Below are 24,005 nucleotides of genomic sequence, written 5' to 3' on the forward strand. Positions count from 1 at the left end.
GGGCAAGGATAGAATAGCCCGCATGTTTCCACGACCGCCCGTAGAACGGGCCCGCCATCGAGAGCCCCGACCCTTGGCCCGCGCTCCCCGATGATCGACCCGCGCCGTTGGAGTGCCCGGGTTGCGAACCTGGGGCTGGTGGTCTTCGGGCTGGCGGTGGTGGTGCTGCTGGGCACCGGTGGGACCCGCGTGCACCTGGGGACCCTGGGCATCAGCCTCTTCCGCCTGACCAACCCGCTGCAGGGCCTGTTCCTCTTCGCCGCGCTGAGGGTGCTCACCGCGCGCCGGGGCGCGGGCCTCGAGGGGTGGCTGATTCGTTTCTACGCCCGCCAGGGTATGGCGCCGCGCCACGCGCCCGCCGGGCCGCCGTCCGCGCTGCGTTCCGGGGTCTGGCTGGGGGCGGGGTTCGGCACCGTACTGGGCCTGGTCGACGCCCTGCGGGTGCTGACGGCGGGTTTTCACCCGGGACCGCGCTGGCTCGACGCCATCGCGTTGCTGCTGCTCTCCGTGCTGGCGGGGTGGCTGCTGGGCGCCGGCCTGGGCGCGGCCTTCTCCATGACCGCCCTGGGCGTCGGCCGCCTGTTCGGCGCTCGGCCCGGGCGCTATGCCCTGGGTCGCTGGACGGTCGCCTTCCTGCTGGCCGTCTCGCCCTTGCCCCTGCGCTGGGGATCCGGCACCGCGCCCCCCGGCCGACTGCTCTTTCTCGCCGCCCTGGCGCTGGTGGTGACGGCGACCGTCTTCCTGCTCCTGCCGGCGGTGGTCCTGCGGGCGCGGCGGGGAAGCTGGGGGCTGGCGATCACCAGCGGTGGGGCCCTGGCCCTGGCCGTCGGGTTGCTGGCGACCGGCGCGGTGGGCCCTGCGCTGCGCGACGGAAACCGGCCCGCCGGCACCCATCCCAACCTGTTGCTGGTCAGTGTCAGCGGCTTGCGGGCGGACGTCCTCAGCCTCTACCGGTCCCGGGCCGAACCCACCCCGAACTTCGACGCCCTGGCCTATCGGGGCGTGCACTTCCGCGCGGCCCAGGCCCCTTCGACCTCGGTGGTCTCCTCCGCCGCCTCCCTGCTCACCGGGCTCTACCCTTCCTCCCACCGGCAGGAGGGGCCGGTGCGCGGCTGGCGCCCGCCGAGCCTGCCCGGAGCGCTGGCCTCCCACGGCTACGCCACCGCGGCCTTCGTCTCCTGGCGGCGCCTGGACGGGCAGCGCACGGGACTGGCCGACTATTTCCATGTCTACGATGACCTGACCGGCCTGCAGGACTGGCTGGCCCGGGCCACGCTGGGCCGCTTCTGGCGGTCCTTCTCCCGGGTCCCCGGGCGGAGCATCCGGCCCGCGGGAGAGACTGTCGAGCGCTTTCGGCACTGGCTCGGCCGATCGAGCGGGGGGCCCTGGTGCGCCTGGGTCGAACTGGCGGGTCCGGCCCGCCCGACGCCCCGGCCTTCGGCGAGCGGGAGGCGGGCCGGCGAGGTGGATCCGATTCCCCTGCCGCCCCGCTGGGCCGACCCGGACCAGCGGAGCCAGCCTCTCAACGCCTGGCTGAGGGGCTACCAGGAGCAGGTGCTCGAGGCCGACCGGGCCGTGGGGGAAATGTGGGAATTGCTGCGCGCGCGGGGGGAATTGCACCGCACGATCGTGGTGCTGGTCGCCGAGCACGGTATTTGCCTGGGAGAGGGCGGGGTGTGGTTCGAGGCGGGGTCCGCCCTCCCCGAAGGGGTGCTCCACGTCCCCTGGATCGTCGCCGGTCCGGGGGTCGATCCCGGGGGCAGCGTGCAGGGGCCGGCCTCCCTGGTGGACGTGGCGCCCACCGTGCTGGGACTGATCGGCCTGGCCAGCGGGCGCCGCTGCGAGGGGGAGGATCTCTCCCGTTATCTCGTCGATCCTCGTTCGATTCCCCGCGATCCCCAGTCCGGCCCCGTTTTCAGCGAGTCCCTGCCCGGTCCCGTGAGCGGGGACCGGCTCTACGCCGTGCGTTTCGGCCCCTGGAAGCTGGTGCGCCATCCCGACGGCAGCGAACGCTTCTACATCATCGAGGGGGTGGAGCGCGAGGTCCTGTCGTTCCGAGGCCGCCAGGAACGCCTGCGTCGACAGATCTCGGACATGCTGGGCGACTGGCTGGCCAGGCGATAGCGAGCCCCTGCGATGCAGGCTAGTCTGTGGCGGACATGAGCTTGGAGACCGGAAAACAGAGGGCCCCGCTGCGGGCATGGGCCATGCTGGGGGTCCTTTTGGGGACCCTTGTCGGGGCCGTCGCCCAAGGCACAGGGGAGGGGCAGGACTGCTCGACGATCTACGCCATCGAGGTCCGGGGCAACCGGCGGATGAGCGCCGACGCCGTGCGCTTCGATCTGGGTATCAAACCCGGCGATCCGTGGAACGAGGCGCAGATCCGGCGCGAGTACCGGCGGTTCTGGGAGAGGGGTTACTTCTCCGACCTGCGCTTTTTCAAGCGCTGCGACCCCGAGGGGGCGGTCCTGATCGTGGAGCTCGAGGAGCGACCCACGATCCTCGAGGTCGACTACCAGAAGGTCAAGGCGGTCAGCCAGCAGCAAATCGAGGACTACTACGAGGAACGGGATTTCACCCTCGGCGTGGGTTCTCCGCTGGACCGCAAGAAGCTCTGGCGGGCGGAGGCCCTGATCCGGGATCTGCTCGGCCAGAAGGGATATCTCGACGCCAAGGTGAAGGCGGTGGTGGAGGAGCGCTCACCCTCCACTCGTTCGGTGTTCTTCCGCATCGTGCCCGGTGGCAAGACGAAGATCCGCAAGCTGGATTTCGTCGGCAACAAGGCCTTCAAGGACGGCAAGCTGAAGGATCGCCTGGAACTGACCCGCGAGTGGCGCTGGTGGTGGCCGTTCTCCCGCAAGGCGCTCTATCACCCCTTGAAATACCAGCAGGACGTGACCCACGTCCTGCAATACTACCGCGATCACGGGTACCTGGACGTGGACGTCCGGCCGCCGATCGTCGAAATCAAGACCGTGCGCAGTCGCCGGGCCGAGGACAAGGCCCGCAGGCGCGCCGAGAGGGAGGCCCGCAAAAAGAGGCGGAAGGCTGAGCGTGAGCGCCGGAAGCAGGCGAAGACGGCTGACCTCGAGGACGAGCTTCCCCCCCTGCCGCTGGCCCGGGGCGACCGCGCCGGGGCGGAAGCCGACGCAGATCTTGAACTCGAAGTCAAGGAAAAGAAATGGGTCTACCTCACCATTCCCGTCGAGGAAGGGGAGGTCTATCGGCTGGGCGAAATCACCTTCGAGGGCAACCAGCTTTTCGACGACCGGTTCTTGCGCGCCCTGTTCCCGCTGCGCGAAGGATCGGTGCTGGCCGACGGGGCCATCGAGGCGGGACTGGAGAGGATCAAGCAGTTCTACGGCCGGCGGGGCTACGTCTACGCGGTGGCCTCGCGGCGCTTCGAGCGTCACGAGGGGGAGTTCGTCGCGGACGTGGTGGTGCAGATCGACGAGGACCAGGCCTACACCATCGACACCATCGAGTTTCGCGGCAACACCACCACCCGCGACGAGGTTCTTCGCCGCGAGCTGAACGTGGTCGAGGGCGGCGTCCTCGACCGCCAGGCCCTCGATGTCTCGATGCAGAAGTTGCGGCAGCTCGCCTTCTGGGTGCCGGGAGAAGAACCGACCCTCGAGCCCGATCCGGACGCCGCGGAAGTCGACGTCATCATCGACGGCGAAGAGCAATCCCGTAACGAGATCCAGGTCGGCGGCGGTTACAGTGAGCTGGAGGGCGGCTTCTTCCTCGCCAGCTACCAGACCCGGAATTTCCTGGGGCGGGGCGAATCACTGAGTTTCTATGCCTCGGTGGGCGGCCGTGCGAGCCGCGCGGCGATCTCCTTCGTCGAACCGTGGTTCATGGGCAAGCCCTATACTTTCGGCTTCACCATCTCCCGCCGTTCGCTGGACTTCGGGCGGGCCCGGGACGCGGCCGGCGCCTTGCAGCGGTTGTCCCAGACCTCCACGGGCGGGTCGATCATGGTGGGCAAGCGACTGGGCAACTACAGTTCGTTCCAGGTGCGCTACAGCTACGAGAACATCAGCGCCGACACCCTCGACCTCTCCCAGGACTTCGCCCAGACCGAAACCCGCATCGCCTCCATCACGCCGCTTTTCAATTACCGCAACGTCAATAACTTCCTTCGTCCGACCCGGGGCTTCGAGTTGCTGATCCTTCCGCAGATCACCTCGGATCTGCTGGGCTCGGAGGCGAGTTACTTCAAACCGCGGATCGAGAGCAGTTGGTACAAGCCGGTCTTCCGGCGCTTTTTCCTGGCGATCCACGGCGAAGTGGGCTGGGTCCGGCCCTTCGGCGGCGTCCACCGGGAGGCGGGCTTCGTCTCCGGCGTGCCGCGCTTCACCCGCTTTTTCATGGGGGGTGACACCATCGGGCCGCGGGTTTTCGAAACCCGCTCGCTCTCGCCGGTGCGCTTCATCCTGCCCGTCGATCAGAGCGGCAACCCGATCCCCGATCCGATCACCGGCATCGCGGTGCCGCGGCCGGTGCTGGTCGGGGGGAGCAAGTTCGGCCTGCTGCAACTCGAGTTCGGCATCCCCATCGGTCGCACGGCGACGATGGCGGCCTTCTTCGACGCCGGTGGTGTGTACGACAACGGCGAGAGCTGGAGCCTGTCGACCGCCCGCATGGCCGCCGGGTTCGAATTCCGGGTCTTCCTGCCGGTCTTCCAGGCGCCGATCCGCCTGATCTACGGCTGGCCCGTGCGTGAGCAGCCCGGTGACCGCACCAACAGTTTCCAGTTTTCCATCGGCCTGCCTTTCTAGCCCACCCTACGCCTCGGCCCTCCGGGCGCCGGGCGGCTCGCCGCCGGATGCGCGTCCCCCGGCGCCGGCAAGGCATCGTCGACGGCCTGCGAGTTCTCCGGACCGGGCGCCGGGAGCGCCTCTTCGACGGCGGCGAGCAACTCGTCGACCAGGGCCGCCGGGGCCGGTCGGGGCGGCTTGCGCTGGACGAGGATGGCGAAGAGCAGCCGTCGGCCGTCTTCGAGCACGAGCTTTCCTGCCAGCGTCGACACACCGGTGAGGGAACCGGTCTTGGCGCGCAGCCGGCCCCGGTAGGAGGCCAGGCGCCGGCGCAGGGTGCCGTCTTCGGCCGCCCGGGGCAGGGATGTCAGCAGTTCGGGGCCCCAGTCGGCGGCCCGTTCGGCACGCTGGAGTACGGCGACCAGGCTGCGCGGAGTCAGGCGGTCGACGGGAGCCAGGCCGGAGCCGTCGGCCAGGATCAGCCGGCTGCGGTCGATGCCCCAGCGGTCGAGGCAGCCTTCGAGAACCTTCAGGCCGGCACGGGTGGTGGCCGGGGGGTCCCCGGGGCGAACCGCGAGCAGGCGGAGCAGGATCTCGGCGGCGAAATTGCTCGAGAACTTGTTCGTCGCCGCCACGATCTCGGCCAGGGGTGGGGAGGTCCGGCGGAGCAGAACGGGAGCCGTGTCGGGGGCCCGCCCCCGGCGCAGGCCGCCGTGGAGGTGAATGCCCGCCGCCGGCAGGAGTTCGGACAGGGCGCGCCCGGCCACCATCAGGGGCTGGCCCAGGTGAAGCCAGCGCCGGTAGGGCGGGCCTCCCGCCGCCACCGTGCCCTGCACCAGGATGCGGCCTGCCCGCCCCTTTTCGCCTGGCTGGTAGCCGGCGGTGATGGAGGTGGAGGTGCCCGTCCGCGGTCGGCCTGCGAGTTCCACGCCGGCGGCGAGGGGAAAGGTGGCGATCCTGGCGGGGGTTCCCGGCGCGGGGCCGGGGAGCACGATCACCTCGATGCTGTTCCAGGCCAGGGCCAGGGCCTGCTGGTCGGCTTCGTAGGGCTGGCTGCGCCGGGCCGGCGGCCAGGACGCCGGTCGCGCGGGGGGGCCGAAGAGATGGCCGTCGACCACCAGGTCGCCGGAGATCTCGCGGGTGCCGAGGGCGGCCAGCTCCCGCAGCGCGACCCACATGTCCTCGCCCCGCAGGAGGGGATCGCCTCCCCCCACCACGTAGAGGGAGCCCTCGATCCGGCCTTCGGCGTCGGGCCGGCGGTCGGCGCGGAAAACGGTCTCGAAGCGACGGGTCGGGCCCAGGCGCTCGAGGGCGCAGGCGGTGGTCAGGAGTTTCATGGTGGAGGCCGGGCGCAGGGGCTGGTCGGGGCGGTGGGCCAGGACCGGGCGGAAGGTGTCGGCGTCCACCGCCAGGAGGCCCAGCTCGCCCGGCTCCAGCTGCCAGCGTTCCATCACCCGCCGTATGGGCACGGGGGGCGCCGGGACCGGCACGCCGGGGCCCGGGGCGAGGAGGAGCAGGGGCAGCAGGACAGGCACGGGGGGATTTTAGGCCGAATCGCGGGGCGCGGGGGGGTGGATCTGTTGCCCCCGGGGCTGCAGGCGACTAGGATGCCCTTCGCTCTGCATTCTCCCTTTTCGGAGCCGGGCCGCATCCCACCCCCGCCGCTCGAGCCGGTGGGCCCGCTCGCCTCGAAAGGGCCAGGAGGAACAGCCTTGAACGTGCACGAGTACCAGGCGAAGGACATCCTCGCCCGTTTCGGGGTGAAAGTGCCCCGAGGCAAGATCGCCGAGAGCGTCGAAGACGTCCGGGCCGCCGCCACGGAGATCGGCGCGCCGGTGATGGTCAAAGCCCAGGTCCATGCCGGTGGGCGAGGCAAGGGTGGGGGCATCAAGTTCTGCAAGACCATCGACGAGGCCGTCGAGCAGGGAGGCCGGATCCTCGGTATGACCCTGGTCACGCCCCAGACCGGCCCCCAGGGCAAGCTGGTGCGCAAGGTGTACGTCACCGAGGCCCTCGACATCGAGCACGAGTACTACCTGAGCGTATTGATCGATCGCGCCAGGGCCCGCCTGACGGTCATGGCTTCGGCCGAGGGGGGTGTGGAGATCGAGAAGGTCGCCGCACAGACGCCCGAGAAGATCTTGCGCCAGGACGTGGATCCCGCCGTGGGCTATCTGCCCTTCGTGGGCCGGAAGATCGGTTTCGGCCTGGGGTTTGCGCCGGCCCAGGTCAAGGCCTTCACCGGGATGCTCGGCGCGATGATCCGCTGCTTCGACGAGTGTGATGCCTCGCTGGTGGAGATCAATCCGCTGGTGACCACGCCCGCGGGCGATCTCTACGCTCTCGATGCCAAGCTCAACTTCGACGACAACGCTCTCTTCCGTCACCGGGAGATCGCCGAGCTGCGGGACCTGGACGAGGAGGATCCCCTCGAGGTGGAGGCTTCGCGCTACGACCTGAACTACATCAAGCTGGACGGCACGGTGGGCTGCATGGTCAACGGCGCCGGCCTGGCGATGGCGACGATGGACATCATCGACATGGCGGGGGCGCGGCCGGCGAACTTCCTCGATGTGGGGGGCTCGGCGAACAAGGAGTCCGTGACCAACGCTTTCCGGATCCTTCTTTCCGACCCAGACGTGCGGGCCGTGCTGGTCAACATCTTCGGCGGCATCGTGCGCTGTGACCGGGTGGCCGACGGCATCATCGCCGCGGCCCGCGAGGTGAAGATCGGGGTACCGCTGGTCGTCCGCCTGCAGGGAACCCATGCGGAGCAGGCGCGCGAGATGCTGGCCGATTCGGGACTCGAACTCCAGGTGGCCGAGGGCCTCGACGAGGCCGCGCGGAAGGTCGTGGCAGCCACCCGTGGAGGTGCGGCATGAGTATTCTGATCGATGCGGGCACCAAGGTCGTCGTCCAGGGGATGACGGGTGCGGAAGGCTCCTTCCACACCAGGAAGATGGTCGAATCGGGAACCCGGGTCGTGGCGGGCGTCACGCCGGGCAAGGGCGGGCAGATCCACGAGGGGATCCCGGTGTTCAACACCGTCGCCGAAGCCATGGCGGCCACCGGGGCCAACGCCTCGGCGGTCTTCGTTCCCGCGGCCTTCGCCGCCGACGCGGCCCTCGAAGCCATCGACGCGGGTATCCCGCTGCTGGTGACGATCACCGAGGGGATTCCCGTCAGGGACATGGTCAAGGTGGCGCAGGCTCTCTCCGGCTCGCGGACCCGGATGATCGGCCCCAACTGCCCGGGCATCATCACGCCGGGCCGCTGCAAGATCGGCATCATGCCGGCCCAGATTCACCAGCCGGGGACCGTGGGCGTGCTGTCGCGCTCCGGTACGCTGACTTACGAGGCTGTCGACCAACTCAGCCGGGCGGGCCTGGGCCAGAGCACCTGTATCGGCATCGGTGGTGATCCGATCATCGGCTCGCCGTTCACCTCGCTGCTGCCCGAGTTCGAGGCGGACCCCCAGACGGAGGCCGTCGTGCTGATCGGAGAGATCGGCGGCACCGCCGAGGAAGAGGCCGCGGCCTGGATCCGCGACAACATGAGCAAACCGGTGGTCTCGTTCATCGCTGGGGCCACGGCGCCTCCCGGACGGCGCATGGGGCATGCCGGCGCCATCATCAGTGGCGGCAAGGGTACGGCGGCGGAGAAAAAGCAGGCCCTGCGGGACGCGGGCATCCTCGTGGCGGACTCGCCGGCGGAAATCGGCAAGAGGGTGCTCGAGGCCCTGGGCCGCTGAGCCCGTCGAAGGCGTAGGTATCGAATTGGAGAGAGCGCCGCGGCCAACCGGCTGCGGCGCCGGGGAGAGGAATCCTCATGGCTCGTGAACGAACCCTGGCGATGATCAAGCCGGATGTCGTGAAGAAGAACGTACTGGGAGCTGTTTTCACCGCGATCGAGGAGGCCGGCTTGCAGCCTGTGGCCCTGCGGAGGGCCCAACTGAGCAAGAGCCAGGCCGAGGGCTTTTACGCGGTCCACCGTCAGCGGCCCTTCTTCGGTGAACTGACCGACTTCATGAGCAGCGGTCCGGCGCTGTTGATGGTTCTCGAGGGAGAAGACGCCATCCGCCGCTGGCGGGAGCTGCTGGGTGCCACCAATCCGGCGGAAGCCGCCGAGGGCACTCTGCGGCAGCGTTTCGGGACGAACATCCAGTGCAACGGTTTCCACGGTTCCGACGCGCCCGAAACGGCGGCTTTCGAGATCGGCTACCTGTTTCCGGGGATGGATCTCGTTCCAGCCTGAGCTGCGTCCAGGGGGCGGGTCAGCGGGGCAGTTCCCGAAGGATCTCGCGGATGCGTCCGGCCTCCCGCCCGTCGGGATCGAGGCGCAGGGCGGTTTCGAAGGCCTGGCGGGCGGCGGGAATGTTCTCGAGAGCCAGGTAGATCGAGCCCAGGGTCCGGGCCAGTTCCGGGCGGGGCGCGGCGGCCAGGGCCTGCCGGTAGTAGTCGGCGGCCTGCCCGGGCCGGCCCCGGGTCCAGGACAGCTTGCCCATCGCTTCGAGGACCGCGGCGTCCGTGGGATCGAGTTCGAGGGCCCGGCGGAAGGCCTGCAGGGCCGGTTCGCCCCGGCCCGCCGCCGCGAGCAGCGAGCCGCGAAGCAGCAGCAGGCGCGGGTCTTCCACGTCTCGGGCCGCTGCCTGGTCGAGGACGGCCAGAGCCTGATCGGCGCGGCCGAGATCGATCAGGGTCTCGGCCAGGCCGCCGGTGGCCTCGGGGTTGCGGGGACGCAGTTCCAGGGCCCGGCGGAAGGCGGCCGCGGCGGTGGCCAGGGACTCCTCGGTGACCGGGCGCCGGGCGCGCCAGGCCCGGCCGAGGAGCTGATGGACCCGGTCGTCGTCGGCGGCGCGGCGGAGCGCCTGCTCGTAGACGGTGATCGCCCGGGCGACCTGCCCGCGGGCCAGCCACAGGTTGCCCAGGGTGAGTCGGGCGGGGAGGTTGGCGGGGTTGTCGGCGAGCATGTGTTCGAGCCGGGTGGTGGCCTGGGCCAGGGCCCGGGGGTCGGCGTCGGGAGCGGCGAGGACCTCCCGGGCGTGATGCAGCACCTGGAGGGAAGCCACCGCTTCGAGGGGATCCGGTCGCCGGTCGCCGGGCAGGGGGGGGGCGCCGGCGGCGTAGCCCAGTGAGCGCAGGGTGGCCAGCCGCTCGGTATCGGCCGCCGTCTCCTCTCCCGGGGCCGCCGCCCCGTCCAGGGCGGGGAGCCGATCGACGAGGGCGGCGACGACGCGAGGGTGCGTGGTGGCCAGGTCACGCCGCTCGGCCGGGTCGGCGGCCAGGTCGTAGAGGTGGGGACGGCCCGCACTCAGGAGCTTGAATCGACCCTTGACCACTCCGGCCAGGGGGCGCCAGCCGTAGGCCCGGGCCCCGTGCAGGGCTTCCATCTCGAAGGCGCGGTCGGCAGGTGCGCTGACCCGGCCGTCGTCGATCAGGGGCCGCCCCTCCATCGTCTTCGGCACTTTCACGCCGGCCAGGCGCAACAGGGTGGGCGCCAGGTCCACCAGGCCCACCGGCGTGCGGACCACCCGGCCGGCCGGGACGGAGGGGCCGGCGAGGATCAACGGTACTCGCTGGGTGGTCTGGAAGAGCAGCACTCCGTGGTCCTTCTCCCCGTGCTCGCCCAGGCTCTCGCCGTGGTCCCCCGCCACCGCCACCAGCACCGCCGGCCAGCGGCGACGCACGGCCGCCAGCAGCCGCCCGAGCTGGTCGTCGGCGAAGGCGATCTCGGCCTGGTAGGGGTGGCCCTCGAAACGGCTGCGCCAGGGTTCGGGGGCGACCCAGGGCAGGTGGGGGTCGTAGAGGTGGACCCAGAGCAGGAACGGGGACTCGAGCCTTGCGACTTCTTCGAGGGCCCGATCGACCACCTGGCTGGCGGCCCGCTCCCGCCAGTCGAACCAGCGCCGGGGGCCCTGCCGCACCTGATCGTCGAAGACGGCGAATCCGCGGTCGATGCCGGTCGCCCGGTCGAGCACCGCCGAGCCCACCACGGCGGCGGTCTGCCAGCCGGCATCGGCGAGAGCTTCTGCCAGGGTCTTGACCCCGGGGGGCAGTCGCTCGCCGTTGTCCCGGGCGCCGTGAAGGCGCGGCGGCAGGCCGGTCATCACGCTCGCGTGGGCCGGCAGGGTCAGGGGCGCGGGGGAGAGGGCCTGGTCGAAGCGCACTCCGGCGGCGGCCAGGACGTCGAGGTTCGGGGTGGGAGAGGGGCTGCGGCCGTAGCAGCCCAGGTGATCGGCCCGGGTGGTGTCCAGGGTGATCAGTACGATCCCCGCGGGACGCCCGGAGGGAGCGCTCGCCGGTGCGGCTGCCAGGAACAAACAAGCCGCCAGCAGGGCCAGCACGAGGCGGGCGCTGCCGGCGGCGTCGAGAGTGATCAGGGACCTTCGTTGTCGCAGGGGTTGGATCCTTTCACCAGGTAGAACCAGGTGTCTGCCACGTCACCCTGGTTGCGGTCCTCGTAGTGCAGGGTCGTCGTCGTGCCCAGCAGGGTGAAGTTTCCGTCCGGAGTGCTGGAGCGGTAGACATTGTAGACCGTCGCGTCGGGAGCCGCGTCCCACGACAGCCGCACGTGGGCCTTGCCCACCAGGTCTACCCGCACCTGTTGCACCGCCGGCGGCGTGGGCCAGCTCGTGGTCTCCGAGACGGTCACGTGGACGTCGTTGGCGTCCTCGTTGCCGGAGTTGGCCGGGCCGCTGCCGCAGGTCTCGTCGGTCTCCGCGCGGACCACGTAGTAGAGGGTGCTGTCGGTGGGGGCTGCGGTGTCGTCGTAGGAAAGGGTCGTCACACCGCTGGCCACCAGGGTGGAAGCGGAGGGAACGAAAGCGGGGTCGGTGCTGCGGTAGACGTTGTAGCTGCCGCCGCCGCCGGTGCCCCAGGAAACCGCCTTGTCCCAGGAAACCGTCACGCCGCTGGCGCCGCAGGCGTCGTTGTCCTTGGCGCTGGTGGCTCCGCGGAAGGAGGGGATCGACGAGCAGTCCGAGCAGCTTCCGAAGTCCGGCAGGCTGCCGTCCTTGAGGATCACGTCGTCGATGGTCCAGCCACCTTCCTGGACCGATCCGTCGGCGCTCTGACGGAACTCCAGGTGGACTTGGGGCCTGCCGTCCACCAGGCTGGTCAGGTCGTTGCGCTGCAGGCTGTAGGTGGACTCCCGCAGGGTCGCACCGTCGTTGCGGTAGAGGGGATAGCCCGGTCCGGCGAAGACCCACAGGGAGGCGTCGTCGGAGCCGTGTACCCGCAGGCGTCTGCGGTAGAGCAGTTCGGTGTGGGTCCAGTTCGTCGCGTCGAGCACCGGCGAGGAGGCCACCGTGGCCGCGCCGGGCTCGTAGCGACCGGCGTCACTGCCCAGGCCGCTGAGGTCGTCGCCCAGCACGCCCTGGTTGTTGTAGGCGTCGGCGGGATCACCGCCCAGGCCCTGGGGGCTGTCGACCTCCCACTCGCCCTGGAGGGTCCAGCCGTTGGTGCCGTTCTCGAAGGTCTCGCGGTAGTACAGACCGGGGATGTTACCCAGGGCGAAGCGCAAGGGCTGGCCACTGTCGTCGATGGTGGTGGTATTGCCGTAGGCGTCGGTGCTCGAGACCCGGAAGTAGACCTCCTGGCAGTCGCTGAACTGGTTGAGGGTCACCGAGTGCCCGCCGGTCAGCGAGCTGGAAGAAGATGTCTGGCCCAGCGACGGGGTCGTGCCCCACTCCACCACCGTGTCCCCCGGCTCGTCGGTGTTCCAGCGAATCGTCGCCCGCTGGTCGGTGATGGTGTCGACCTGCAAGTCCTTGACCGGGGGACCACCACAGTCGGCATCGGCCACGTCGAAGTTGATCGCCGGGCTGCCGCTGCCGTCGTCGGCATCCTCGTAAGTCACCGTGATCACGTCGCCGTCGGAGAGTTGCAGCAGGCCGTCGCCCGGTGTCGCCGCGCCGGAGACCGTGCTGATGCTCCCGGTGAACTTGGAAGTGTTGACGCCGGTCTCGGTGACGGTGACCAGCTCACCGGTGGTATCCGTCGAGGAGGTCACCTTCAGGACGGCGGTCTCCACCACCTCGGGATCCGCGTTGAGGTCCAGGTCGGTGACCCGGAAGGTCACCGAATCGGAGCAGGAGTAGACGGCGTTGTCGATGCGGGCCTGGCCGGCGTGGCAGGGCTGGAGCCCGTCGCCGAAGTCCCCCAGGGTTTCGAAGTGGTAGTAGGCGCCGGAATTGTCGTCGGCGGCCAGGTTGCCCGCCGGGTCGGTGGACTGCACTTCGTAGTAGTACACCGTGCACTCCGCCAGGCCGGTGAGGGTCACGTCGTGCTGGGTCACCCCGTTGGCTCCGGTGGCCGTCTGGCTCGGCGGCTTGACCTCACCCCAGATCAGCACCGTGTCGGAGATCTCGTCGGTGTTCCAGCTCACCGTGGCCTGGGAGCCGGTGATCCCCGACTCGCCCACGTTGCTGATGACGGGGAAGATGCAGTCGGAGGCGGCGGTGTCCTGGCGGGTGACGTTGGTGCCGCCGGCGCCGTCGTCCGCGTCGATGTACTCGGCGGTCAGCAGATCGCCGTCGGTGGTGCTGAGCAGGCCGTCACCGTTGACCGGACCGGAAGAGGTCGTGGTGATGGTGCCCTCGTACTTGCCCGAGCCGGCGGCGGTCTCGTTGAGGATCACCGTCTCGGGAGTGGGCTCCGTGTCGGACCAGACCGTCACCGAGACCGTCGCCGCGCCCACGTTGGCGTCCGTTACGCGCAGGGTGATCAGGTTGCTGCAGCCGTAGGTGGCCTGGTCGAAGCGCACCTTGCCGGCGAAGGGCTGGGGCGCGGTCTCGATGCAGGCGGAGACGGGACCGGCGCACTGGGGATTGGTGCCGAAGGCCTGTACCCGGTAGTAGACCGTGAAGTCGTTGATCACTTCGTCATCGGTGTAAGTGGTCGCGGGGGCTTCGATCCGCGCCAGCGGAGTGTGGCCGCGGTTGCAGCCGATGTCGGTGCGGTGGATCACGTAGCTGCCCGCGTCGGGTACCGGGTCCCAGGTCAGCTCGACCGCGTTGGTCGTGGGGTTGGCCGTCACCACGGGGGGCGCCAGGGTGGGGCAGGCGGATTGGCTCTGGTTCTCGGGATCCGAGGCCAGGCCGCAGGCGATGTCGTGGCGGTCGAAGGCGGCGAAGATGGCCGCCGCGTTGGGAGTGCCGTTGGACAGGTCGCCGTCGTCGTCGTCGGCGACCCGCATCCGGTGGTACCACGTGCCGGTGCCGCAACTGTCGGCGTCGGGCAGCGAGCAGTTGTACACGTCGCCGGTGGAGCCGTCCCGGGAGGAGTACCACAGGTATTCGGCGATCTGCCAGGCGCTGGCCTCGTCCCAGCCGGCGGCGGGCAGGTCGCGGGTGGCCAGGTCGTAGATCGCCTCCGAGATGACGTAGCTCTCGCAGTGGACTTCCTTGCCGCACGGGCCGCCGCCGCCGCCGCAGCGGTCACCGGTGAAGTTGGTGGGAGTCGCCGGGGTGTTCGCCTCGCGGGCCGCCCAGTCCATGTCGCGAATGCCGGTGCAGGTCAGGCAGTTGTCACCGTAGCCGCTGCAGGTCCGGCCGTCGGCGTAGAAGCCGCGGCCGACGCAGGACTCGCGGCTCTCGAAGATCGCCACCACGTCGGCGTAGGCCTCCGACGGGTTGTCGTAACCGCCCCCGTCGTTCTGGTCGAAGCCGTGACCCCATTCGTGGGTCACCACGCCGTTGATCAGGCTGGTGTTGTTGCAGCCGCCACCTTCCCTGTACATGTTGATGGTGCCGTTCCAGAAGGCGTTGCAGGTACCGCTGACGTTGGATCGGCAGTTGACGCGGCCGTTGAGCCAGGAGTTGTCGGGCAGGTAGAAGCGCGCCTTCTGGCCGACCCGGTTCACCGAGTGATACATGGTGCGGGAGGCTTCGGTATTCCCCGCCGAGGCGCCGGGGGCCACCGTGCAGTTGGGACCCGCGCTCAGGCCGAGGTCCACGTCGTCGTCGCAGACGCCGGGCTCGTCGATCGCGCCGCAGGTATCGGTGATGTAGTAGTACTGCCCGCTGAGGTTGGTCCGCACCTCCGAGCCCAGGGTGGCGCAGGTGTAGACGCCGAAATCGCCGGTGTAGACATCCGCGCCGCCGTCTTCGGCCACGTCGACGAAGGGCATCGGGTAGCCGGCCACCTCGCAGCCGTCGTTGGCGCAGTCGCCGTCGGGAGAGATCGGGTAGATCGCGCCGCGCACCGCTTCGTAGTGGGTCGAGTCGAAGAAGGCCAGCATCTCGCCGCTGTGGGCGTCGATCTTGGCCACCCAGCGGGCGGGCTCACCGGGCGCCTGGAGGACGAAGCTCCAGTACAGGCGATGGGTGATGCCCGTACCGCGGTTTCCCGTCCACTCCTGTGCGCCGGCGAGATCGGGGCTGACGGGCATCAGGCCCAGGCGTGCGCCTCCCACCATGTGTGCCAGGCCCATCCGGTCGGGGCCCACGTAGGCCTCGAGCACCGCGCGGGCCTCGTCGGCGCTGAGGGTGGGGGTCAGGGAGATCCGCACCGGGGCCAGGCGGCTGGCTCCGAAACTGACCAGGTTGCCCCGTACCACCTGGAAGTCGTAGTGGGCGCCATCCACCTGCAGATCGCCGACACGCTGGCGGAAGGTGACGCGGCTGGCGCCCTGGGGATCGAAGCGGCTGGCTGCCGGGTCGAGGACGAGCTGGTCGCCGAGGGGGCCGAGGAGGTCGGGGTAGCGTTCGATCAGGCGGCGGGCCAGGGCTTCGAGATCGCCGAGCCCGGCGGCCGGGGCACCGGTCAGGTCGTTGCCCGGTCCGGGGATCCAGGGCGTCCGGCCCTGGGCCAGGGCCGGCAGGCCGGAACGCGGGTCGAAGCGCAGGCTCCAGCCGGCGCCTTCGTGGGCGCGGAAGGCCTCCCAGGCGCGTCGGAGGGGATCGGCCTCGCCCAGGGTGCCGATCGGGTGGGTGCGGGTCGAGAGCACCGCTCCCGGATCCGGTTGGGCCAGGTCGTCGAAGACGCTGGCCTCCGGACGCACGGTCGCTGCCGCCGCGTAAGAGAGGCCCAGCAGCAAGGCCAGCAGGAGGGGAACACAGAACGAGGCACGGCGAACGGGGGGCTTGCTCACGACCGGATCTCCTTGGCGGCCGGCATCCCGGCCAAGGTGCGTGTGGCGTAGCGGAACTGCGGGCGAATTACGATGGCCGAAAAGGCGCGGACGAAAACGAACAAAAACGAGGCAGGCCGAACCCTCGCCTCCCGCCGCAGCATGCCTCGATGCCCCGGCGAAGGTCCTGGGCGACCCCCGCTTTCTAGTTTTCGCGATGCGCCTCCACGGACCCTCTTCGCCCCGATTCTGCTCCCTGCTATACGGCTTTTCCGGGCTCCGTTCAAGGAAAAGCCCCCGGACCCGCTGGGGGCGCGGGGGGAGGGGGGGCGCGCCGGGAAGGGCGATCGAGACGCCGGCGCGGCCGGCCGGGAGGGTCGGGGAAGAGGGTAGAATGCTCCCCGGTCGGCCCTCGGCCGGTGGCGGGAGGAGGCATGTCGGTGCGGCGGATCATCGCGGGTGCGCTTTTTCTGGGTCTGTCCTGGGGGGGGATCACCGCTTGCGCCGGCCGGCCGGCGGGTGAGGTCCGGCAGCTCTGGCGGCTCGACGATGCCGGCCTGTCGACTCCCGAATCGGTGCTCTGGGATCCCCGGGCCGACGTCTACCTGGTGAGCAACATCGTCGGCTCGCCCTCGGACGAGGACGGTGACGCCTTCATCGCCCGGGTCTCCCCCGACGGCAAGGTGGCCGCACTCAGGTGGATCGACTCCCGCGGCGCGGGCGTGCGACTCGACGCCCCCAAGGGGATGGCCCTGGTGGGCGACAGCCTGTGGGTGGCGGACATCCATTCCGTGCGGCGTTTCGACCGGGTCAGCGGCGCTCCACAAGGCAGCGTTCCCATCGCGGACTCCGTCTTCCTCAACGATCTCTGCCCCGATGGGCGAGGCGGGGTCTATGTCAGCGACAGCGGTACCGGGCGCGTCTACCAGGTGGACGCCGACGGCGCCGTACGGCTGGTGGTGGAGGATCCGCGCCTGAACCAGCCCAATGGATTGCTCGACACGGCCGGGGGCCTGGTGGTGCTGAGCTTTGGTGGAGAGCAGGCTTTCCGCCTGACGGCCGGGGGTGAGCTGGTGCCGTGGGCCTCCCTGCCCGCGGCGGGTCTCGATGGCGTGGTGGCGGCGGGGGACGGGAGCCTGATCGTCTCGAGCTGGAAAGGGCGGGCGCTCTACCGGATCGACGCGAACGGCCGCAGCGAAGTCCTCGTCTCGGGCCTGGCCGCGCCAGCCGACATCGGCTGGGATGCCTCACGCAGCGCCGTGCTGGTGCCGCTGTTCACGGACGACGCGGTGATCGCCCTGCAGGTCACGGAGTAGCCCGCCGCCCAGGGGCCATTTCCTACGGCAGGGTGTCGGAGGTGCCGGCGGCGTTGGTCGCCAGCACCAGCCAGGCATGGAACGGTGGCTGCGGGTCGGCGGCGCCGGCGTCGATCCAGGACAACACGGGGGCCGGGTCGACCACCTCGTCCCGGGGCTGCCAGCCGCCGCTGGGAGTTTCGGACCGGTGGATCGTGTAACTCTCCGCCTCCCCGTGGCCGGGGTCGGCCGCCGGGCGTTGCCAGGTCAGTTCCACGTCGCCGGCCTGGCGTTGGAGGCGGAGGGTCCGGATCGGTGCCGGCGGAGGATTCCACGTCTCGCACAGGGGGTCCCACCAGCTCAACGCGTCGATGGCCGCCTCGATGATGTTACCCGTGGCCGGCCCGTCGGCGGCCGCGACGCGGAGCTGGGTTTCCGCGCTGGGCGCGATGAACTCCGCCACGCGGAAGCTCACCTCGGTCCAGCGGGGAGCCGAGTCGTTCGTGCCGAGCCGCTCGAGGAGGACCTCGGGTGCCGTGGAGGACTTGCGAATCGACAACTCGAAGTAATCTCCCGCGTCCTCGCCCGTGTCCCGGTTGGCGAACCATCGCTCGAGTGTCAGCCGCGCTTCGGGGTGGGCCGACAGGTCGACAGGCGCCGAGCGGGCGACGACCACGCCGTCGTCCACGTCATCGACCCCCGCCTGGCCGCCGGGGTTGGGTGCGGTGTACAGGCAGCGCAGCCCCGGGTCCGGGCTGGCGTCGTCTTCCGGTTGGTAGTCGGTGCCCACCGGATCGCCCACCACCCAGTCGCCGCTCACCGCGTCGCTCTCTTCCGGCACGTGCCGCCAGCCCGTGGTCCCCTCGAAGTCGTCGGTGGCGAAGACCTCCCGGCGGCCCGTCGGCAGGGTCAGGTCTTCCCGGCGCTGGTAACCCTCGGCGCGGTAGGTCAGGCGCAGTGTCACCGGTTCGGTGCAGGGATGGTCCAGGGCCAGGTGGATTCTCAGGTGAGGGGGGCTCGAGAGGGCCTGCCGGCCACCGGCCAGGTCCGGAAAAACCGTCGTCGCCCGGGGTACGTCCACGGTGGCGGTCAGGCTGGTCAACTCGGCCGTCACGCCTGTGGCCGGGCTGTCGCCGCTGTTGAGCAGGGTCAACGGGAGGTCCGCCCATTCGCCGGGCTCCAGCACGCCGTCTCCGTTTCCGCCAACGGCGTCATCGATGATCAGCTCCATCCGCTCGAGGACCACACCGGAGGCGGGCAGTCGCCCGGTGACCACCATTGCGTAGCCCTGGCCGGCTTCGGCGATCACCCGCGGGACGACCCGCAGGATCCAGTTTCCCGCCCGGGGCGTTTCGATGCGCACCACTTCCACGTTGTTCCGCGCGTCGGCGACTCCGCCGGGAACCGAGAAACCACCGCTGAAGTTGTTGCCCCGGTAGAGGGTGCCGTCAGGCGCCTGCACCTCCAGGTCGAGGTCGTTGACCAGGTTGAGGGCCGCGGCGGGAGTGGAGGGGAAGTCGGTCCAGCTCAGCACGACCTTCAGTGGTCGGCGGTCGTCGAGCACCTCGATCACCGCCTCGTCGGGGCTCTCCCCCGACGTGCTGAATCGGTCGATCGCATCGGTCACGTGCAGACGGAGGGGGTCGTCGGCCAGGTAGAGCACGTCGTCGAGCAGGATCCTGCCCCAGCCCTGGTCGTCGGAGGGAGGGGGGGGGCTGAGTTCTTCCATCGGCCTGGCCGAGGCGATCAGGGCCGCCTTGAGCAGAGCGGCGCTGGCCGACAGGGCGTCGGACAGGCTCTCCCGGCCCGTGGGGTAGAAGCCCTTTTCGAAGTACTCGCGTACCAGGGCGGCGAGGCCCGCCGCGGTCGGGGTGGCCATCGATGTGCCACTCATGGAGATCGTCGAGCAGTTGTCGGTCTCGACGCTGCCGTCCGCGTCGGCGGAGATCACTCCGGCCCCGGGAGCCGTCACGTCGGGTTTGATGCGTCCGTCCTCGGTCCGGCCCCGGGAAGAGAACGAAGCCATGGCGCCGGCCGACGCGCCGTGAGCGGTGGCCCCCACCGCCACCACGTTCTTGGCCGTGGCGGGGCTCCCCACGGTGTTCGGTCCGGGGCCCGAGTTGCCCGCGGCGAAGAGCAGCAGGAAGTCGGGGTGTTCCCACATGAAGGCGTCGGCGTCGGCGGAACCTTCGGAATAGATGTTCGGCGGCGAGAAGTTCTCCCGGTCGCCCCAGGAGTTGGTGTGGATTCGCGCCCCCTGCCGGTAGGCCTGGAGGAAGAAGGGTTGCAGGTCGGCGGCCGGGCAGCCGATGGCGGGAAGGTCGGCGCAGTCGTCCACCTGGTAGCCCCCGTCCTGGATCACCAGGCTGGCCCGGGGCGCCATGCCGTCCCCGGGGTCCCGCAGGCCCACCGTGGCCAGGTCGTCGGCGGCCACCGATCCGGCCACGTGGGTGCCGTGGCCCTGGCTGTCCCAGTCGGCGGGGTTGGCCGGGTCGTCCTGGTTCCAGAGGAAATCCACGATGCGGACTTTGCGCTGGGCCGGGTCGGGGGCGCCGGGGTCCGTGCCCAGGGCCACCGGAGGCAGGCCCAGCAGGTCGTCTCGAAAAAAGCACATGTCGGCGTCGAGGCCCGTGTCGAAGACGGCCACCACCTGGCCCTGGCCCAGCAGGCCCGCGTCGTGGATCGGCGTCGCCTGTCCGCCGTCGAGACCGGACTGGCCGACCCACGCCGAGGCGTCGTTGAGCAGGCGGTAGCTCGGCCGGCGACCGATCCACAGCACCTCCTCCCATTTCGCCCACTCGGAGCGCAGTGCGGCGATACGTGCCGGTGTCGCGAGGAAGACCAGCCGGGCCCCGCGGGGGGCGCTGCCCGACCGGGGCGGCGCCAGCCCCGGCACGTCGATGCCCTGGCGTCGGAGGCGCCGGAGGAGAGGGGCGGGGTCGAGATCGGGGAACATTTCGATCACCACCGGAATCCGTCGCCGGGGATCGTCCGCCTGCACTGCGGCAAGCTCCGGGGCCAGGCGCAAGCCGGGGTGGAAGGGCGCCAGCCAGGCCACCTCCGGCAAGGCCCGCACGGCCTCCAGGCGTCCCGGTGCCAGGGTGGCGATCAGGGAGCGGGGGCCGAGCCAGGCGGCCACCCGGGCTCCCGCGTTTTCGAGACGAGTCCGCGCCGCCGGGGAGGGCGGCGCCGCCAGCCGCAACAACACGCCCCCGCCGGCGGTCAACGCCGCCGGTTCCCGGCGCAGGCCCGCGTCCAGGCCTCCGCTGTCGTCGGGACCGGCCAGGTGGCCGCTGCGCAGGGTGATACCGTCGTCGGTGGCGAAACAGGGGGCAGGGGAGAGCACGCCGAGCAGAGCGACGGCCGTCAGCAGCGAACGCATGGGTAGCCTCCGCGACCGCTTCCGGCCGCCATGGGGGTCGGCTCCAAGATACCGTGATTCACCGGCGGCGCCCGCGGGCTGCTAGCATGGTCGGCCGTCGCGGCGGCGGGAAGGGGGTCGTCGCGGGAAAGGTGACGATTCATGATGTCCTCGACTCGCGGCCGGGTCCCGGCGCTCTTCGTGTTGGCGCTCTTCGTGTTGCTGGTGTGCGTTCTGTTCCCGGCTCTCGCGGTGGACGAGCCGGATGTCCCGGCATCCAAGTGGGATGTGTCCGATCCTCCGGGATCGTGGACGAGCGTGACCATCGACACGCGTGAGACCACCTGGTCCAACGTGGACGTCAGTCCCGACGGCCGCACCCTGGTCTTCGACATGCTCGGTGACATCTACACCGTGCCCCTGGCCGGCGGCGAGGCCCGGCCGTTGACCTCCGGCATCCCCTGGAACTTTCAGCCGCGTTTCTCCCCCGACGGCTCCCGCATCGCCTTCATCAGCGACCGTGACGGCGCCGACAACGTTTGGATCATGCAGGCGGACGGCAGCGATCCGCGGGCGGTGAGCCGGGAGAAGGAGCACCTGGTCCACAACCCCTCCTGGAGTCCGGACGGCGAGTCCATCGTCGCCCGCAAGGGTTTCACCTCCACCCGCTCGATCCCCGCCGGTGAGATCTGGCTCTTCCACGTGGATGGCGGCGAAGGCCTGCCACTGGTCGAACGTCCCGACGGGCCCCAGAGCCAGAAGAACATCGCCGAGCCGGCCTTCTCGCCCGACGGGCGGTATGTCTACTACTCCCAGGACGTCACGCCGGGCCGGGTGTGGCAGTACAACAAGGACTCCACCGGCCAGATCTTCGTCATCAAGCGTCTCGACCCCGCCACGGGCAAGAGCGAGGTGGTGGCGGGCGGACCCGGTGGCGCGATCCGGCCCACGCCTTCACCCGACGGCCGTTACCTGGCCTTCGTCAAGCGTCTTCCCGGGCTGGTCAGCGCCCTCTACCTGCTCGACCTGCAGACCGGCCTCCAGCGCCCGATCTACCAGCCCATGGACCGGGATCTCCAGGAGGCCAACGGGAGCCAGGGCAACACGCCCGCCTTCGCCTGGACCCCGGACAGTGCCGGCCTGGTGTTCTGGGCCGGTGGCCGGATCCGGCACCTGGAGCTGGCCTCGGGGCGGGCGACGGTGGTGCCCATCCACGTGCGTGACCAGCGCAAGATCCGCCAGGCCCTGCGTTTCCCCGTGGAGGTGGCGCCGGAACGCTTCACGACCCGGATGCTGCGCTGGGCCCAATACTCTCCCGACGGCCGCCGTGCCCTCTTCCAGGCTCTCGGCCGGCTGTGGATCGTGGATCTCGACAGCGGTGAAAGACGACCGCTGTGTCCCGGCAAGGAGAACCGTTTCGAGTTCTATCCCTCCTTCGCTCCCGACTCCAGGCGGGTGGTGTTCACCACCTGGAACGACGCCGAACTGGGCGCCGTGGTGGTGCGAGAGCTGGATTCGGGCCGGGAGCGGGTGCTCACGCCCCGGGCCGGGCACTACATCGAACCCCGTTTCTCCCCCGACGGCGGCCGGGTGGTCTTCCGCCGCATCACCGGCGGGCACCTGCTCTCGCCGGTGGGGTCGCTGGAGCCGGGAATCTACGTGGCCGAGCTGGGGGGCGGTCCGCCCCGGCGCCTGGTCGACCACGGATTCGACGCGCAATTCTCCGCCGATGGGGAGCGGATCCTCTTTTCCAAGGTCGTGGAGACGACCCGCCTGGCCCTGGCCAGTGTCGACCGGCTGGGCCATGACGAACGGATCCATCTCGTCGGCAAGACGGTGACTTCGTGGCGTGTTTCCCCCGACGGCCGCTACGTGGCCTTCACCGAGCAGAACCGGGTGCACGTGGCGCCCTTCGTGCTGACCGGCAAGCCGGTCGAGCTGGGGCCCCGGTCGAAGGCGCTGCCCGTGCGGCGGGTGTCGCAGACGGCCGGGGAGTTCCTCCACTGGTCGGCGGACAGCCGCGCCCTGCACTGGTCCCACGACTCCCGCCTGTTCACCCGTCGCCTGGCCGACGCCTTCGCCTTCCTGGCCGGGGGCCGGGAGCTGCCCGAGCCGGTGGCCGAGGGTCGCGAGTTGGGCTTCGAGGTGGAAACCGCCCGCGGCCGGAAGCCGGTGGCGGTGGTGGGAGCCAGGATCGTGACTTTCCGCGACGCGGACAGGCGGGAAGAGGTGATCGAAGACGGTGTCGTGGTGATCGAAGAGGGGCGGATCGCAGCGGTCGGACCCCGTGCCGCGGTGAGGGTGCCCGGAGATGCCTGGGTGCTCGACGCCCGCGGCATGACCGTGATCCCGGGCCTGGTGGACGTGCACGCCCACGGAGCGATGAGCCGGTCGGGGATCACGCCCCTGCAGAACTGGCAGCAGTTCTCGAACCTCTCGCTGGGAGTGACCACGATCCACGATCCCTCCAACGACACCAGCAGCATCTTCGCGGCGGCCGAACTGCAGCGGGCCGGGCGGATCACCGGGCCCCGCGTCTTTTCGACGGGGACGATTCTCTACGGTGCCCACGCGCCGGCCTATCACGCGAAGATCGATTCCCTCGAGGACGCCCTTTTTCACGTGGGCCGGTTGGCCCGGGCCGGGGCGATCAGCGTCAAGAGCTACCAGCAGCCCCGCCGCGACCAGCGCCAGCAGGTGATCGAAGCCGGGGCGCGCCTCGGGGTGATGGTGGTTCCCGAGGGGGGCGCCAAGTTCCAGCACAATCTGACCGAGATCGTCGACGGTCACACGGGCATCGAGCACGCGCTGCCCCTGGCCCGCCTCTACGACGACGTGCTCCAGCTCTGGGCGGCCTCGGCCACGGGCTACACGCCGACCCTCGGCGTGGCCTACGGCGGCATCTCCGGAGAGAACTACTGGTACGACCGGACCGAGGTGTGGAAGGACCGGAACCTGATGCGCCTGGCTCCCCGCTCGGTGATCGAGCCCCGCTCCATGCGTCGGACCCGGGCGCCGGACGACCACTACAACCACATTCTCGTCGCCCGCCAGGCCTTGCGGCTGCGGGAGAGGGGCGTGCGGGTCCAACTCGGCGCCCACGGGCAGAGGGAGGGCCTGGCGGCCCACTGGGAGCTGTGGATGCTGGTCCAGGGGGGCTTTTCACCCTGGCAGGCGCTGCGTGCCGGCACGATCGACGGGGCCCGCTACCTGGGTCTCGACGGCGCCATCGGCTCGATCGAGGTGGGCAAGCTGGCGGACCTGGCGATCATCGATGGAGACGTCCTGGCCGACATCCGGCAGAGCGAGAAGGTTCGCTGGGTGATCCAGGGCGGCCGGGTCTGGGAGAGCGAGACGATGAACCGTCTCTACCCGGATCCCCGGCCTCGCGAACCCTTCTTTTTCGAGAAGGTCGGCGGCGACACGATTCACCCCGACACCAGCCTTTGGCTGGAGACGCTCTCCCGAGCTCTCGGCTGGGACCACTGACCCCGGAGCGCTCCCGCTGCCCATCGC

11 protein-coding genes are annotated in these 24,005 nt (G+C 70.3%); 7 read left to right on the forward strand and 4 right to left on the reverse strand.

Annotated features, from left to right (window positions below):
- Window positions 1–90: 90 nt before the first annotated feature.
- The gene (locus Q9Q40_12255) at window positions 91–2,124 is read left to right on the forward strand and encodes a sulfatase-like hydrolase/transferase (GenBank protein MDQ7007995.1); all 2,034 of its coding nucleotides are present in this window, start codon (window positions 91–93) and stop codon (window positions 2,122–2,124) included.
- Window positions 2,125–2,207: 83 nt separating this feature from the next.
- Complete coding sequence (locus tag Q9Q40_12260) at window positions 2,208–4,784, forward strand: BamA/TamA family outer membrane protein (GenBank protein MDQ7007996.1); 2,577 nt, start codon at window positions 2,208–2,210, stop codon at window positions 4,782–4,784.
- Here the strand turns inward: Q9Q40_12260 and dacB are convergent.
- The gene (gene dacB, locus Q9Q40_12265; protein MDQ7007997.1) at window positions 4,781–6,214 is read right to left on the reverse strand and encodes a D-alanyl-D-alanine carboxypeptidase/D-alanyl-D-alanine-endopeptidase; all 1,434 of its coding nucleotides are present in this window, start codon (window positions 6,212–6,214) and stop codon (window positions 4,781–4,783) included. The genes Q9Q40_12260 and dacB overlap by 4 nt on opposite strands.
- 261 nt (window positions 6,215–6,475) lie before the next feature.
- Between dacB and sucC the strand changes: the two genes are divergently transcribed.
- The 3 genes from sucC (at window position 6,476) to ndk (ending at window position 9,017) form a co-directional block, all read left to right on the forward strand.
- Complete coding sequence (gene sucC, locus Q9Q40_12270) at window positions 6,476–7,645, forward strand: ADP-forming succinate--CoA ligase subunit beta (protein ID MDQ7007998.1); 1,170 nt, start codon at window positions 6,476–6,478, stop codon at window positions 7,643–7,645.
- Window positions 7,642–8,514 carry a succinate--CoA ligase subunit alpha gene (gene sucD, locus Q9Q40_12275; protein ID MDQ7007999.1) on the forward strand — a complete coding sequence of 291 codons (873 nt, stop codon included), beginning with the start codon at window positions 7,642–7,644 and terminating at the stop codon, window positions 8,512–8,514. Before sucC ends, sucD begins: the two co-directional genes overlap by 4 nt.
- Window positions 8,515–8,591: 77 nt before the next feature.
- Complete coding sequence (gene ndk / locus Q9Q40_12280; GenBank protein ID MDQ7008000.1) at window positions 8,592–9,017, forward strand: nucleoside-diphosphate kinase; 426 nt, start codon at window positions 8,592–8,594, stop codon at window positions 9,015–9,017.
- Window positions 9,018–9,036: 19 nt separating this feature from the next.
- Here the strand turns inward: ndk and Q9Q40_12285 are convergent, their stop codons facing one another.
- Both Q9Q40_12285 and Q9Q40_12290 read right to left on the reverse strand, forming a co-directional pair.
- Window positions 9,037–11,106, reverse strand: coding sequence for a sulfatase-like hydrolase/transferase (locus Q9Q40_12285; protein MDQ7008001.1), 2,070 nt, complete (start codon window positions 11,104–11,106; stop codon window positions 9,037–9,039).
- A 32-nt stretch (window positions 11,107–11,138) separates the two neighbouring features.
- Window positions 11,139–15,854, reverse strand: a complete 4,716-nt coding sequence (locus Q9Q40_12290; GenBank protein MDQ7008002.1) for a hypothetical protein — start codon at window positions 15,852–15,854, stop codon at window positions 11,139–11,141.
- Between the two features lie 413 nt (window positions 15,855–16,267).
- On the opposite strand from Q9Q40_12290, the gene Q9Q40_12295 reads away from it, so the two are divergent.
- Window positions 16,268–17,149 carry a hypothetical protein gene (locus Q9Q40_12295; GenBank protein ID MDQ7008003.1) on the forward strand — a complete coding sequence of 294 codons (882 nt, stop codon included), beginning with the start codon at window positions 16,268–16,270 and terminating at the stop codon, window positions 17,147–17,149.
- A 22-nt stretch (window positions 17,150–17,171) separates the two neighbouring features.
- Here the strand turns inward: Q9Q40_12295 and Q9Q40_12300 are convergent, their stop codons facing one another.
- Window positions 17,172–20,510 (reverse strand): S8 family serine peptidase, encoded by a 3,339-nt coding sequence (locus tag Q9Q40_12300; protein ID MDQ7008004.1) that lies wholly within the window; start codon window positions 20,508–20,510, stop codon window positions 17,172–17,174.
- 141 nt (window positions 20,511–20,651) lie between these two features.
- Here Q9Q40_12300 and Q9Q40_12305 point away from each other — a divergent pair, with 141 nt between their 5' ends.
- Complete coding sequence (locus tag Q9Q40_12305; protein MDQ7008005.1) at window positions 20,652–23,978, forward strand: amidohydrolase family protein; 3,327 nt, start codon at window positions 20,652–20,654, stop codon at window positions 23,976–23,978.
- The last annotated feature ends 27 nt before the right edge of the window (window positions 23,979–24,005 follow it).

The organism is Acidobacteriota bacterium, assembly GCA_030949985.1.
In the GTDB taxonomy this organism is placed as follows: Bacteria; Acidobacteriota; Polarisedimenticolia; order J045; family J045; genus JALTMS01.